Raw genomic sequence first — 15,030 nt, 5'->3', positions numbered from 1 at the left:
GGCGTACCTCCCTCACAGTCTTCCTGTTTCGAGGAACCTCTGGCTGAAGAGCGCGTCCGGAAGCTCCTCGTTGTACTTGATCTTCTGGATCTCGAGCCTCGTGGCGTGGCCGGTCTTCACGTTCTTCATCACGGTCATCATGGGCGTCCAGACCCCCTCCACCTTCTCGAGCTTCTCGATGGTGAGCACCTTGAGGAGGGTCTCCTCGTCCTCGTACATCTCCACCCTCATGGGGATGAAGTTGTCCTTCCTCACCCAGCTTATCCTGTGGTGGTACTGGCTCTGCGAGGGGTCCTTCGGCACCGACTTCACCACGTAGCAGGCCACGCCGTCGAGCTGCTCCTCCCGGAGAAGGGTGTGGACATCCTCGTCCACCTCCCTGCTCGACATGTCGTCGTAGGTGAAGTCCGAGCCCATGAACGACTGCCTCCCCTCTTCGGCCGCGATCCTCCGCACCCGCCGAAGTGCCGGAAGGTAGATGAACTTGTCGTCGGGTCTGCCCTTCTGTTCGAGGACGAGGAACCTGGTGTCCTTCACCGAGGCAGGTCGGTGGAACACGATGAGCGATCGGGTAAGCCCATCGCTCCCCTTTTTCCCGAACATCTCGAGGATACGCTCCGAGGTGCTCCCATCCTTCTCTATGAGGAGCATACGCACCAGGGCGTGGCTCGCGTCCACCTTCACGGCGTCGCGAGCCTTTTCCATGATCTCCCTTCCGTCCAGGGCAAAGGCCCCGGTGACGAGGAGGGGCAGAAAGAGCAATGCGGTGAACACTCGTCTCATGTGGTTCCTCCCGTCTCGTGTGTGGTGTCGGCCTTTCTCAGGAAGGCCGCTTCCTTTATGGCGAAGATCGCAGGCAGCAGGGTGATGGAGGCCGCGCTCGAGGTGGCCATGGTGAGGGCGATGAGCAGTCCCATGTAGGCGATGGGCACGAACTGCGAGAGCAGGAGCACCAGAAACCCAGCAGCCACCGAGACCGCATTGAAGAGGATGGCCTTGCCCACGCCCTTCATGCTGTTGCGCGTGGCCTTCTCCCTGTCACCCGTGCTGATCCGCTCGCGGTGGTAGTAGTTCATGAAGTGGATGGCGTAGTCGATCCCGATACCGATGGCGAGCGAGGCCACCATGGAGGTGGGGATGTCGAGCCTGATACCTGCGAGCCCCATCACCCCGAAGTTGATGAGCACCGTGATCCCCAGCGGGATGAGCCCGTAGATCCCGGCGGCGATGGACCTGAAGGTGACCACCAGTATGAGGAACACGAGCCCGAGCGAGACCGCGATGCTTATGGTCTGCGACTTGACGATGAGGTCGGTGAGGGCGTACTCCACCTTGGCCTGTCCGCTCGTCCGTATGGTGTACCCCTCCGGGAAGTGGGCACGGGCATACTCCTCGGCCTCCCGCGCGATCTCGTAGGCCCGTATGGAGCTCGAGGTGGCGAGCTGCACGGTCATCTTGGCCTTGGAGGGCTCGATGGCATCGTCTATCCAGGCCGAGAGGCTCCCCGAGTAGAGGAGAAGGTACTGGGAGATGAGGTTGGAAAGCTCCTCCCTGGTCTCCACCGGGTACTTCGCAGGATCGTACGGGATCTCGTAGTAGGCGGCGCCTCTCCAGTTGAGGGCCCGGTTGATGAGCCGCACGAGCTCGGCCGCCGAGATGTCGGCCCTGGGGGCGAGGGCGTAGGCCTGATTGAGGATGGTGAGGAACTCCTCCCGCGAGAGGGTGGTCACCCCCTGGGGCGCAGGGGCCCTCTCGGCAGGGGGTGGGGAGGCTTGCTCTGACGCAGCCCCTTCGGCGGTCCCCTCTTCCTCGAAGAAGAAGAGACCCTCCTCGGCTTTCTCCTCCTCGAAGAAGCTGAAGGGGAGGCCGGAAGACTCCTCCGGAGCGCTCGAGACGGTGGACACAGGCCCGACGGCCACGGGGGTCTCCATTTCAGGCGGTGCGTTGAGCACCTGGTTGATCCGCTTGAGGAAGTCGGTGAAGGAGACCACCTTCTTCACCTCGGGGAACTTGTCCTTGAGGTACAGGGTGAGATCCTCCATGGCCTTGAGCACCTCCGGATTGGTGAGCGCCCCCTTCTCCGTGCCCTCGACCACGATCTCGAAGGTCTTGGTCCCTACGAACCGCTCTCTGAAGAACCTGTCCGCCTCGCGTATCTCGGTGCCCGGACGGAAGTAGTCGATGAGTACGTTGTCCTTGTCGAGCAGCGTGGTGCCGTAGATACCGACGATCACCACCACCAGGGCGAAGAGGAGGATGCTCCCCTTCTTCTGCGAGAAGAGGGTGTAGAGGAAGAGCATGAACCTGTCGGCGAGGTCTTCCTTCTCCACCTTCCTGTTGTTGAGCCGGACCTGGAGGGCACGGTGACGGGCTATGAGGAGCGCGGGTATGAAGGTCACGGCCACCACGAGGGCCACCAGGACGCCGAAGGCGCTGAAGATCCCGAACTCCTGGATGGGCCGCACCTGACTCGAGGCGAGTGAGCCGAATCCCACCATGGTGGTGAGCGCGGCGAGGAACACCGACTTCCCTATGTGTCGCACGATGGAGGCCACGATCTCCTCGTGCTCCTCCTCACTCACCTGGCCGCCCCGCTCCCTGATGAGGTCGTAGTAGTGGCTTATGATGTGGATCCCGTAGGCGCTCCCCACCGCCATCATCACCACGGGGAGGACCGTTCCTATGAGTGAGAGCTTGATCCCGAGCAGGGCCATGAGCCCCACGGTCCAGATGGTGCTGATGATCACCGTGGTGAGGGGGAGGATCACCCCACCCGGCTTGCGGAAGGAGAGGGCGAGGACCAACACCAGGACACCGATCACCAATGGGATGAGGAGCACCAGGTCCTTCTGCATGTTGCTCGAGATGAGCACCGTCACCGCCGGGGTACCGGCGATGTAGGTACGCATGTGGGGGTGCGGGGTCCGCTCGATGAACTCCTTTATGGCGAAGTAGACGTGCTGACGCTCGTCCTCGGTGGTGGAGCTCCTGATGGGGACGATGATCTGCGTGGCCCTGAAGTCGGGGGAGTAGAGCACCCCCTCGTACATCTCCCATGAGAGGAGCCGCTCCTTCAGACGGGCGATCTGGGACGGATCGGTGGGATCCTCGATGATCGGCACCACCTCCATGCCCTCAGGGGTGGGGGCGATGTAGTCGGTGTTGGTGAGGGAGGTCACGTCCTCCACCTCTTCGAGTGCCTCTATCTCGCGGGTGAGGGCGTCCACGAAGGAGAGGACCTCGGGCGAGAAGATGGTGCCCACCTCGGTCTCTATCCCCACCACGATCCCCAGGGCCTCGCCGAACTGGTCCTCGGTCTCCTGGAAGGCGATCCGTTCCGGATGGTCCTCGGGGATGAAGTGGAAGGGATCGTTGTCGAGTTCTATACGGGGGATCTGAAAGGCGAAGAACAGGGTGATGCCCAGGATGATCCCTATGGTGAGCCAGGGATGCCGGTAGAGAAGGGAGACGCGTACCTTCATGTGCTGCTCCTTTCCGGTGAGAGTGCGTCGAGGAAGAGCGAGAGGGTGTAGTCGATGATCTCCTGCTCGGAGAAGTTCGTCCCCAGCAGGAGGAGGTTCGCGCCGACGGCCATGCGCTGGAGGAAACTCTTGATCACGTTCGCCACGGCGAAGGCGGCCTTCTCCGGCTCTATGTCCTTGCGGATGGACCCGTCCTGTATCCCCTTTTTGAGGATATCGATGATGAGGGCGAGGATGGCGTCCACCCTTGTATAGGAGGCCTTGATGCTCTCCTTCTTCACACCGATCTTCTGGGCGAGGAACTCGAGCGAGGCGGCGAAGGAGAACTCCTTCACGTGCTCCTCGTAGAACCGCCGGTAGGCCTCCACCACCTTCTTGAGGGCCTCCAGGCCGGTGCGGGCCTTCTCAGTGGCCTCCTTGATCCGTGCGAGAAGCTCGTCGAATGTCTGGTTGACGATGGCGAGGGCGAGCTCCTCCTTGTTCTTGAAGTAGAGGTAGAGGGTGCCCTTGCTGAGTTCGCACTCTTCGGCGATCTGGTCCATACTCGTCTCGAGAAACCCCCGGTAGAGGAAGAGTTTCCGGGCGGCCTTCAGGATGGCCTTCCGACGGGCCTCTTTTTCCCGTGCCCTGCGTTCCGCCGTACCCATGAAACCTCCGACCGATCGTTTGTATATGACTGATATATATTACCTGACTATCAGTCAGATACGAATATACTCTCATTCTTCCTCGGCGGCAATGGGTCTGCTCCTCCTCCGTGAAACATGAGAATCACTCGCAGGTTTTTCGGGCATCCGGAGAGGAGTATTTTGACAATCCGCCTCTCTATCCACTATATTAGAGGATGTAAGATCCGCTCGTGGAAGGGGACACATGAAGAAGATACTCGTCATCGATGAGTCCTCGCATCTGAGGGACTACCTCACCCAGAAGCTTCCCGAATACGGATTCGAAGTGATCTCGAGTCCCAGTGCCCTCGACGGGCTGGTGAAGATGCGTAACGAGGTCCCCGATCTCGTGATCCTCGACTCCTTCCTCTCGAGAGGAAGCGTGGAGGAGGTGCTCGACGAGAAGTCGAAGCACCCCAACACGAAGGGTATTCCCCTCATCCTCACCGCCGGGGCGATGGACAAACAGACCCTCCTCAGGCTCGCCCAGAAGGGGATCCGGAAGATCCTCACCAAGCCCCTCAAGATCGACGTACTCCTCAAAGGGATCTCGGAACTGCTGGGTGTCCCTGTCACGCTCGATGATACGCCGTGTATCATCGAGGCCCATGTGAACGAGGAGATCGTCTTCATAGAGGTGGCGCAGGGGCTCAACAAGGAGAAGATCGAGCTACTCCGCTACAAGCTCGCGGAACTCATGGAGCTCTACAAGCTCAAGGTCCCTCGGGTGCTGGTGATCATGAGCAGCCTCGAGATCACCAAGGAGGATTCCCTCAAGCTTGCCGCCCTCTTCCACATCGTGCTCGAGGAGACGAAGACGAGACCGCGCCTCGTCAAGGTGCTCACCACCAGCGAGTTCGTGAGGGACTATCTCGCCCACCACGAGGAGTTCCAGAAGATAGAGGTGGCCGACTCCCTCGAGAAGGTGATGGACGCCCTCCTGGGAGAGAAGGCCGAAGGGTCAGGACAGCCTGCGGAACACATCCTCTCCTCCCAGAGGCCCGACGCCGCGCGGGAGGAAAAGTTCCATCTGCGGTTCGGTGCGGAGAAGGTGGAGGAGCGAGGGGCACGACCCGCCCCCGGCACCCTCCTCGGGGCCCTTCCCCGCGATGCACTCTTCTGCGTGGTCGACGACGACCTCGTGATCCAGGAGCTCGTGAAGAAGGCCTTCTCCGATGTGGGGATCACGGTGAAGGCCTACAACAACGGACGCGAATTCGTCATGGACAACGAAGGCGTCTCCCGGTGCACGCTCCTTTTCCTCGACCTCCTCATGCCCCAGATGGACGGATTCGCCACCATGCAGGCCCTCAAGTCCATGGGTGCCTCGTTTCCCATCATCGTCCTCTCCGCCCTCTCGAGGCGGGAGACCGTGCTCAAAGCGGTAGAATACGGGGTGAAGAGCTATGTCGTGAAACCCCTCAAGCCGGAGCTCCTCCGCAGGAAGGCGGTGGAGGTCCTCATCTCACTCTAGGAGGCTCCCGTTGCAGCGGATATCCAGCTTTTCTTCGCCCATGCTCCTCGAGGTTCTGGAACACGTCCCGGTGGGGATGATCCTGCTCTCCCCCGAGGGGGACATCCTGGCTGCGAACGGCCGGTTCTTCGACATGGTGGACTGGACCGAGGAGGAGCTGGACGGGGTGAGGTTTCCCCAGATCATCTATTCATCGGACGAACCTGTGGTGAGCTCGTTCATCGAGCGCCTCGCCCGCGGAGAGGTGGATCAGGCGAGTATCCTGGTCCGGGCGGCCCGTAAGGATGGGAGCATCGCCTGGTGGCGACTCTGGGGATTCTCGAGGGGAGGGGAGGTCCTCCTCGGGGCCTTCGACATCACGGATCAGAAGGTCACCGAGGAACACCTTCGGAAGGAGCGGGAGGAGGCGATAAGGTCGGTGCAGTCCAAGTCCCGGTTCCTCGCCAACATGAGTCACGAGATACGCACTCCGCTCCACACGATCCTCGGTATGACGGAACTGCTCGAAGACACACGCCTCGACGAGGAGCAGCGGGACTACGTGCAGCAGATCAGGTTCTCGGGGGAGGCCCTTCTCGCCCTCATCAACGATATCCTGGATTACTCGAAGATAGAGGCCGGAAAGCTCCCCATGGAGATCATCGAGTTCGACCTCTACGAGGTGGTGGAGCAGGCCGTGGGTATGGTCTCGCTCCAGGCCCACAAGAAACACCTCGAAGTGGTGGTGGATATCGGTGAGGAGGTGCCCCGCAAGGTGAAAGGCGATCCCCTCCGCATACGCCAGATCCTGGTCAATCTGGCCAACAATGCGGTGAAGTTCACGGAGAAGGGGCATGTCTTCTGCCGGGTACAGCTCGTGCAGGAGAGGAAGGGAGTGGCGTGGGTGGCGTTCACGGTGGAGGATACCGGTATAGGCATACCCGAGAACAAGAAGCATAGACTCTTCCGGGTCTTCAGCCAGATCGACGAGTCCACCACCAGGCGTTTCGGCGGTACGGGGCTCGGACTCGCGATTTCGAAGAGTCTCGTGGAGATGATGAAGGGTGAGATAGGGGTGAGAAGCAAGGAAGGGGAGGGGAGCTCTTTCTGGTTCCTGCTCCCCCTGCCGATCGTGGAATCCTACGAACCTCCCGTCTCGCTCGGAGAGGTGGGAAGCCTCCTCCTCGTGGAGGACTATCCCCTCACCAGGAAGGTGCTCCACCGATACCTGCAGCGGTATTTCCCCCGTATCGACGAAGCGTCGACAGGGGCGGAGGCACTCAGGAAGATGAGGGAACGGGCCGAACGGGGGGAGATATACGACCTCGTGCTGGTCGATCTCACCCTTCCCGGCATGGACGGATGGCAGTTCGCGAGCGAGGTGAACGCCGACAGGAGCATCAACGACACGAGGATGGTCCTCATGAGCCCCATGGGGGAGGGTGCAGAGGCGAAGATGAAGCTCCTCAAGTGGTTCGACGCCTACCTTGCCAAGCCGGTGAGGAAAGACGATCTCTATCGAACTGTCGCCAAGGTGGTGAACGAGGAGATGGAACTCGAAGCGGTGGAGGAAGCGGAAGGGACCGAAGGGGGAGAGGAAACGCCCGCGGATGCAGGAAACTATCTCATCCTCGTGGCGGAGGACCACATCGTGAACCAGGAGCTCTTTCTCACCATCCTCTCCCGACTCGGTTACAGGGTCGAGCTTGCGGGCAACGGGAAGGAGGCAGTGGAGAAGGGGCTCGCGCTCAAACCCGACCTCATCTTCATGGACGTGCAGATGCCCGAGATGAACGGGTATGATGCCGCCCGGGTCCTGAGGGAGAAAGGATATGAGGGACCGGTGATCGCGGTGACGGCGAGCGCCTTCAGGGAGGACAGGGAACGTGCCCTCGCGGCCGGTATGAGCGATTTCCTTCCCAAACCGTTCAAGAAGAAGGATCTGCTCCCTGTGCTCCAGAAGTGGCTGTCGGATACCGGGAAGGATCGGCCCGCCCCTGAGTCGGCTTCTACCAGGACTGCCCCTGCCGCGGAAGTGGGAGGAGATGATCTCTTCGACCTCAGCGGGGCGAGAGAGGCCTTCATGGATGACCTGGACGTGCTCTCGAACGTGATAGATCGGTTTTTCGAGCGACTTCCCCAGCAGTTCGGCCGGATAGAGGAGGCCCTCTCGAGCCAGGATATCGAGACGGTGCGCACCGAGGCCCACGGGATCAAAGGGGGGAGCTGGAATCTCTCCATGAAGTTGTTGGGCGACCTCGCGGCCGAGATGGAGGCGGCGGCGAAGGAGGGTGATCTCTCCCGGTGCAAGCAGCTCTTCCCCCGTCTCAAACAGGGCTTCGTGCGGACGAAGGAATACGTGGAACGCAGCCTCTCCCCCCAGCACTCCTAGAGTGGAGGTGCATTCTTCTTTCCCCTTTTGCCTTTTTGCGATACTATATCTACCGTGATAGGACGTTCTGAGTGCTCGCTGTACACCTTTAGAGAGAAGGAGCAGGTATGCAGTACGAGGAACTGGGACTACATCAGTACATCGCACGACCGCTCTCTCAATCCGGGTATCTCGAGCCTTGGCCGGCCCTCATCCATCTCATGGAACGGTATCGTGAGAGGCGGGATGCCCTCTTCGACGCCCAGTATCTCCACGCCCGTGTGGCAGCCTATGTGAGCATGGCCTATCAGAGCCTCCTAGAGCATACGGACAAAAAGGCGCTCATCCTGGTACCCATCCACGAACTCGAGAACCTGGTCCATCATGAGGCGGGGGTGATCGGTCGTTACCTGGAGTACAGGTGCGGGATCGCCGGACGGAGCGAGGTGACACGGGCTCCGGAGCGGTATCAGCTCCTGGTGGGTGTTCCCCGGACCGTGCGCTCCATGATGGAGCGGGGGCAGATCGATCCCGCTTCCCTCACCTGCCTCGTGGTCGATGAGACGCACAGGATGCTCCTCGACGACAACCTCTACGAGGTCCTCGATCTCCTTCGGCCTCATCGATCGGAGCGTCTCACCTATTTCTTCTCTTCCGCCCTTTCCCTGGAGATGCGGAATCTCGTGTGGAAGTACGCCGATCATCCCGAGGAGGTGAGGCCCAGGCCCTCCAGCTCCATCCTCTCGGGTGTGGAGGAGAGGGTCTACCATCTCGCAGGGCACAGGAAACTGAAGGCCCTCGAAGCCCTCCTCAGGCGCTTCCCCGCCCACGACACCATCGTCTTCACCGGCGGCGACGAGGTGAGTCAGCAGGTCGCCGGGGCCCTCCTCATCGGCGGCATCAAGAACTACTGCGTCACCGGCGATATGCCCCGACACAGGGGATTCCTCCTCGGTGAACCTCTCGGGGCGTCCGGTCGGGTGGTGGTCGTGACCTCCGAGTCCACTTCCCGGAACCTTCACGTGCCCGCCTTCTCGATGGTCGTGAACTATCAGATGCCCGTCTCCGGCGACTCCTATCTCTACCGGATTCGATTTCTCGAGGAGGGGGCCGGCCCCCTCTGCGTTTCCCTGGTCTCGGAGGCGGACGCCTACGACTACCTGGAGACGGAACTCGACATGGAAAGGCACTTCCCCTCTTTCCCGTTGGACGAACTCCTGGACGGCTCCCTGCGTGCCCGGGAGAGACGCCAGAGAGGCGGATCCGGCAGGAAGAGGGAAAGGAGGCGCCGTCCTCCCAGGGGAAGACGTGCGGAAGGGGCGCAGGGCAAGGGAGGGGAGAGACGGGTGAAGAGGGAGGAGATCGTCTCCTCCCGGCCCCCTCTCAGGGGGAAGTCTCTCGAGGAGAGGGTTGCGTACTACCAGCGAAAGTACGGTGAGAGATTCTGACACGCTTGTCTGTCGTGGTGTTTTTCGATAGGATCGTGGGAACAGACGAGTGTACATGAGGAGTGAGGCATGAAACTGAAAGGTGATCTCCCCGTCGGGGATCAAGCCGGCAAGTTCGAGGGGCGTAAACCGGATGGTACCCCCTATAAGATACTGATCGCAGATGATTCCATATTCGTGACGAAACAGCTGAGGCAGATCCTCTCCTCGGCGGGGTTCGAGGTGATCGGCGAGGCCAACACCGGGGATGAGGCGGTGGAGCTCTACAAAAGCCTCCACCCCGGTGTGGACCTGGTGACGCTCGACATCACCATGCCGAGGATGGATGGTATCACTGCTCTGAAGAAGATCATGGAATTCGACGCCGATGCCCGTGTGGTGATCATAAGCGCCCTCGGACGGGACGACCTCGTGAAGACGGCCCTCCTCGAGGGGGCGAAGAACTTCATCGTGAAACCCCTCAACAGGGAGAAGGTCCTCGAGCGGATTCTCATCGCCTTGAGGTAGCCCGGCTTTCCCAAAAATCTACAAAATATCAAAAATCTCTAAAAAAATAAAAAATCGAGTTGCGGGCCGAAATTTCTCATGCTATGGTACATCTCGTGAAGACGGGACCCTGGACTCGCTTTTCGATACTCGGCGTGTGTCTCGGTATTTCCTTCCTGGGATATGTGATCTTCATACTGATGGGATCGTCCCTCACAGGGGTCTATGCGGTCCTCGCGGGACTCCTTCCTCTCTCTTTGGCATACTTCCTGGGTGTCCGCAGGGTCACCGTGGTCACGGCCCTGCTGTTGGTGGGCGTGACTGAGTTCGCGGCTTCGGGGGCTCGGGGCCTCTATCTCCAGGATGTGCCGGCCCGATACATGGGAGACCTCTTCCTCCTTATGGGAGGTGCGCTCCTGGAGGTGATACGGTACCTCAGGAAGGAGGTACGGGAGCGGTCCAAGGAATTTCTTTTCGCCCTCGATACTGCTGAGGAAGGCTTCTTCCGCTACACCCCGTGGCGGGGGGAGTTCGTTTTCAGCAAGAGGTACTGCGAACACTTCGCCCCCGAGCTTTCTCCCTTCGTCCCCTATCCTGCGAGGGTGTTCTTCGAGAACATCCATCCCATGGACAGGGAACGGGTTGAGGAGATCTTCGTGAGCAGACACTGGGCAGAAGGACAGCGGTTTTCCTTCGAGTGCAGGGTGAGGAGGGCCTCGGGCGGGTTTCTCACGGTAAAGGTATACGGGCTCGTCTACATCGCGGAGAACGGGCGGCGCCACCCGGTGTTCATCGGTTTCATGGAGGATGTCACACAGACCCGTGAGCTGGAGGAGAGGCTCGATGAGCTCACCCATCGGCATCGGATCTCGGGACTCGAGACCGCTCCGCGGTTCTATGAGAGAGTGGGGGCGAGGGTCGGGAGAGGGACGGAAGGGAAGCTCGCCCTTCTCGTGGCGAGCCCCGAGGATCTCTCCGAGGTGACGGACCTCTACGGCCACGAGGCGAGGGACCTGATCATAAAGGAGATCGCCGACAGGTTCCTCCTGGTGAAGCGGAGGGGGGATCTCCTCTTCCACATCGAGGACCAGACCTTCGTCTTCACGCTCGAGGGGGCCTCCTCTTCAGGGGACGTGGCCCTCTTCGCGCAACGGATACTGGACACCTTCGCCCGGCCGTTCTTCGTCCGAGGCACCCCGGTGTATCTCTCGGGCGTGGTGGGTATCGCCCTCTATCCCGAGAACGGGGGGTCGGCCGAGGTCCTCCTGCAGCACGCCGAGGCTGCACTCCACCATGCACGGAGGGAGAGGAGCGGGTTCAGGTTCTATTCCCAGAGCATGCTCCAGGGGGCCGCCACGAGGCTGAGGCGCATGCGCGACCTTCAACGGGCCCTTCGGGAAGAGGAGCTCGAACTCTACTACCAGCCTCTGGTGAGCAGCGAGGGGGTGGTGGTAGGGGCCGAAGCCCTCCTCCGGTGGCGTCATCCGAGAGAGGGGCTGATCCTCCCCTCCGAGTTCGTTCCTATCGCAGAGGATACCGGTCTCATCCTTCCGCTCGGACGCTGGGTGATAAGCAGGGCTGCGGAGGCATGGGGAAGGTGGAGGAGGGAGGGGCTTTCCTCGCTCACCATCTCGGTGAATCTCTCCCCCCAGCAGATAAGGGACAGGCAGCTGGTGGATCACCTGAGAGAGACGCTCTCTCAGCACGGAATACCTCCCGGATACCTCACGCTCGAGATCACGGAGCGCACGTTCCTCGAGCACATGGGGAGCAGGGAGTTCTTTTCCCGCCTCGAGGAGATGGGGATAGGAATCGCCCTGGATGATTTCGGGACGGGCTATTCCACGTTCCAGTACATCAAGCAGTACCCGGTGAAGGCCATAAAGATCGACAAGTCGTTCGTCCAGGGTCTGCCTGCGAGGGGGGAGGACGTGGCCATCATACAGGCCATCCTCACGCTCGCCGACGGGCTCGGCCTTGCGGTGATCGCCGAGGGAGTGGAGAACGAGCAGCAGGCCCTCCTCCTCCGGACCTTCAACTGCCAGGTCTTCCAGGGATTCTTCTACAAGGAGCCTCTCAGGGAGGAGGAGTTCATCCAGTACGTGAAGGCCCTGCACCGGCCGCCGGGGCAGTGAGGGGAAACCGCGCTTCGTAGTGGAGGAGGAGATCCTCGAGGTATGAGGGGAGGGGCAGGGGGTTGCTGTAGCGTACGTGCGACCTCCCTTCGTGCCTCCCGTCGGAGAGGTTGGTGCGGTCTCTCAGGAAGGCCTCGAGGGGGGCTTTCGATACGCGGGGGGAGTAGAGGGGGGCGATGGTGTCGGCGGAGAGGTCCACGGCCTTCTGGAAGAGTTCGGCGATGCCTTCCCGCCTGGGGGTGGGGGGTGGAGTCGGTTCGTACCAGAGACTCCGTCGGGTGTTGGCGATGTCGAAGGACGGGGGGAGGAGCGGGTGGAGGAGGGTGAGGCCTTTGAGCCTCGCCTCCCGTGAGGGCCTTTCCTCCATGCGCCGGAGGACGAGGGTGTGGGTCACAGGATGTATGGCGGCATAGAAGTCCCGCGCATCCGCATAGGCGTTCCTGATCCTGAGGACGAGTTTCTTGTCCTTGCGCGCCTCCTGGTAGGTGGAGCGGAAGCCCGTCTTCAGCATCCGTACGAACCAGGCGGGGGCCTCTTCCCCCAGATCCACGTAGTGTCTGAAGTCCAGCTCCTCTATCTCGAGCGCGGTCTCCCCGGCGAGCAGGTGGAGGTCGATGAGTCGCTCCAGGAGGGTGTGGCATCGGATGTATCGTTTGGTATGAGGCAGCTCGGGGCTGAACCAGCCGCTCCGGTAGATCACGTAGGGATGGAGGATGCGGTCGGTTATCGCATGGGTGATCCACCCTGCGAGGTAGGCGAGGCCGAGGGCGTCGTCCTCGGCGAGGGTTTCCTGCATGGCGGAGGTGAGGGGACCGTAGGCGCGCCGGTGAGCGAGGGCGCCGAGGGACAGACCGGAAGGTTTCCGCCGCCTGTTGTGAAAGAAGATGTCCGGCCCCTGGGCCCCGAAGGTGAGGGCACGCAGCTCAGAGGGGAGCGGCCCTTCTCGGGGGACCGATCGGCCCGTGGCGAGGGCCCAGGCTTTCCATGCGACGAGGGCGTGGGTGATGTGCGACGGCATGGAGTCAGGCTACCAGAGTGGGGAGGTCATGCCAAGGAGTACTCATCGATACAGGGCCCTGATCTCGTCTGCGTACTTCCTGTAGACCACGTGGCGCTTGATCTCCTGCTTTGCGGAGAGCTCTTCCCCCACGGTAAGTGTGTTGGGAAGGAGTGTGAACCGGTAGATCCTCTCGAAGGGCTTGAAGCCGTGACGTGGGTGGATCCTGTGCGAGATGAAGTCGGAGAATTCCTCCATCAGCCTGGGGTGTCGGTGGATGTCCTCCGTGATCTCCAGTCCATGGTCCGTGCACCACTCCTTGAGGCCCTCCTGATCCACGAATATGAGAGCCCCCAGGTACTTCTCGTCCTGTCCTACGACCATGGCGTGGGCCACCAGGGGGTGTTCCTTGAGGGCCTGTTCGAGGGGTGCCGGTTCCACGTTCTCCCCTCCCCTCAGGACGATGGTGTCCTTGGCCCGTCCGGTGATGGCGAGCTCGTTGTCCCAGGTGAGCATCCCGAGATCCCCGGTGTTGAGCCAGCCCTCTTCGTCGAGCACCTTCCGGGTCTCCTCCGGTGCCTTGAGGTAGCCGAGCATCACCTGGCCCCCTCGTGCGAAGACCGTGCCCTGCCTTCCCGGCGGGAGGACGTTCCCCTCTTCGTCCCGTATCTGGATCTCTGTGTCGGGAAAGACTGGACCCACGGTATGGGGGACGGGGTGATAGTAGGAGCGTACTGCGAGCACAGGTGCTGCCTCGGTGAGGCCGTACCCTTCGAGGACCGTGATGCCTATGGCGTCGAAGAACCCATCGACCTCGGGCGGAAGGGCCCCTCCCCCCGAGATGCCTGCCACGAAGCGTCCTCCCAGTTTCCGGTGGAGCTTCCTGAATACCAGGAGATGGGCGAGCTGTTTGAACGGCCAGAGGAGGAGAAAGGGGATCAGGCCGGCCATCCTGTCGAGGATACGGGGGCGCCATCTGAAGCGGGGAAGTTCTCCCTTGACCATATGTGCGAAGAACGCATACGCCCTCCCCACGACGAGGGATGCCTGAAAGATCGCCTGGACCAGGGGGGGCTCCTTCTTGATCGTCTGGAGGATGCCCTTCCGTATCCCCTCCCAGATGCGGGGGACCGAGGCCATCCAGGTGGGTTTGAGGGTCGCCATGTCCTGGAGCATGATCCTTCCGATCGGTTTGGAGTAGGCTATGGCCGAGGCGCTGCTCAACGCCACGTACTGCATCATGCGCTCGAAGGAGTGCCACACGGGGAGCACCGAGAGCCAGATGTCGCCGGGTCCCACCTTGAGGAGGATGGGCACCCCCTTCACCTGGTGCAGGAAGTTGCCGTGTGAGAGCATGACCCCTTTGGGAAGCCCCGTGGTGCCGCTCGTGAAGATCACGGTGGCGAGGGTACTGGCCGGGAGCTCCTCGGCGGCGGCGAGTATGTGATCCCTCATCCCGGGGAGGGCCTGCGCTCCCCTTTCCATGAGTTGGTGGAAGGAGAGGACGGTGAGGCCCTCTCTCTCCCCTTCGATCCGGGGTGGCATGTCGAAGAGTACGGCTGTCTTCAACCGGTGGCGGATCCTCTCTGAAGCGAGGGCCTTCTTGAGTTGGACGAGGTTTTCGAACACCCCGATCGAGCACTCGGCGGTGAGGAGGATGTGTTCGAGTTCCTTCTCGGTGACGTCGCATCCCCGTGGCACGTCGGCGGCGCCGAGGAAGAGGAGCCCCATGTCCACAAGGAGCCACTCCCTCCTGTTCTCCGAGATGAGGGCCACGAGATCTCCCTTCCCGATGCCGAGCGCCGCGAATCCTGCAGCGCAGGTGAGGACGTCCTCGAGGAGCTGGCGGTAGGTGATGGGGGTGAACCCGCCTTCGGGCTGCCTCACGTACTGAGCGATGCTCTCAGGATGGGTTTCTGCCTGGACTTTCAAGAGGTGCGGAAGGTTCCTGTACATCGAGTCGCTCCTGCAGGATGTGATGGTACCATTA

10 protein-coding genes are annotated in these 15,030 nt (G+C 61.4%); 5 read left to right on the top strand and 5 right to left on the bottom strand.

What is annotated here, in order from left to right; genetic code table 11:
• Nucleotides 1-12: 12 nt before the first annotated feature.
• The 3 genes from STHERM_RS07060 to STHERM_RS07050 are packed head-to-tail and all read right to left on the bottom strand — an operon-like array spanning nt 13 to nt 4,129.
• Nucleotides 13-783 (bottom strand): outer membrane lipoprotein-sorting protein, encoded by a 771-nt coding sequence (locus STHERM_RS07060; protein WP_013314201.1) that lies wholly within the window; start codon nt 781-783, stop codon nt 13-15.
• Entirely contained in the window at nt 780-3,482 is a 2,703-nt protein-coding gene (locus tag STHERM_RS07055; protein WP_013314200.1) for an efflux RND transporter permease subunit, read from the bottom strand. Before STHERM_RS07055 ends, STHERM_RS07060 begins: the two co-directional genes overlap by 4 nt.
• On the bottom strand, nt 3,479-4,129 hold the full coding sequence (locus STHERM_RS07050) for a TetR/AcrR family transcriptional regulator (RefSeq protein WP_013314199.1): 651 nt from the start codon (nt 4,127-4,129) through the stop codon (nt 3,479-3,481). The genes STHERM_RS07055 and STHERM_RS07050 overlap by 4 nt, the downstream gene beginning before the upstream one ends.
• Before the next feature lie 226 nt (nt 4,130-4,355).
• Here STHERM_RS07050 and STHERM_RS07045 point away from each other — a divergent pair, with 226 nt between their 5' ends.
• The 5 genes from STHERM_RS07045 to STHERM_RS07025 all read left to right on the top strand — a co-directional run bounded on the left by STHERM_RS07045 (nt 4,356) and on the right by STHERM_RS07025 (nt 12,043).
• Nucleotides 4,356-5,624, top strand: a complete 1,269-nt coding sequence (locus STHERM_RS07045) for a response regulator (RefSeq protein ID WP_013314198.1) — start codon at nt 4,356-4,358, stop codon at nt 5,622-5,624.
• Nucleotides 5,625-5,634: 10 nt separating this feature from the next.
• Nucleotides 5,635-7,995: a response regulator gene (locus tag STHERM_RS07040; protein WP_148223887.1), complete on the top strand. Its 2,361-nt coding sequence runs from the start codon at nt 5,635-5,637 to the stop codon at nt 7,993-7,995.
• 107 nt (nt 7,996-8,102) lie between these two features.
• Entirely contained in the window at nt 8,103-9,422 is a 1,320-nt protein-coding gene (locus STHERM_RS07035; RefSeq protein ID WP_013314196.1) for a DEAD/DEAH box helicase, read from the top strand.
• A gap of 69 nt (nt 9,423-9,491) precedes the next feature.
• Complete coding sequence (locus STHERM_RS07030; RefSeq protein WP_013314195.1) at nt 9,492-9,929, top strand: response regulator; 438 nt, start codon at nt 9,492-9,494, stop codon at nt 9,927-9,929.
• Between the two features lie 95 nt (nt 9,930-10,024).
• Nucleotides 10,025-12,043 carry a putative bifunctional diguanylate cyclase/phosphodiesterase gene (locus tag STHERM_RS07025; RefSeq protein WP_237223193.1) on the top strand — a complete coding sequence of 673 codons (2,019 nt, stop codon included), beginning with the start codon at nt 10,025-10,027 and terminating at the stop codon, nt 12,041-12,043.
• On the opposite strand, the gene STHERM_RS07020 is transcribed toward STHERM_RS07025, so the two are convergent.
• Both STHERM_RS07020 and STHERM_RS07015 read right to left on the bottom strand, forming a co-directional pair.
• Nucleotides 12,000-13,061, bottom strand: coding sequence for a hypothetical protein (locus STHERM_RS07020; RefSeq protein WP_013314193.1), 1,062 nt, complete (start codon nt 13,059-13,061; stop codon nt 12,000-12,002). The genes STHERM_RS07025 and STHERM_RS07020 overlap by 44 nt on opposite strands.
• A gap of 42 nt (nt 13,062-13,103) precedes the next feature.
• The gene (locus STHERM_RS07015; protein WP_013314192.1) at nt 13,104-14,996 is read right to left on the bottom strand and encodes an AMP-dependent synthetase/ligase; all 1,893 of its coding nucleotides are present in this window, start codon (nt 14,994-14,996) and stop codon (nt 13,104-13,106) included.
• Between the last annotated feature and the right edge of the window lie 34 nt (nt 14,997-15,030).

It is taken from the genome of Spirochaeta thermophila DSM 6192 (assembly GCF_000147075.1).
Taxonomy (GTDB): domain Bacteria; phylum Spirochaetota; class Spirochaetia; order Winmispirales; family Winmispiraceae; genus Winmispira; species Winmispira thermophila_A.
This window is presented reverse-complemented; position numbering and strand designations above follow the sequence as displayed.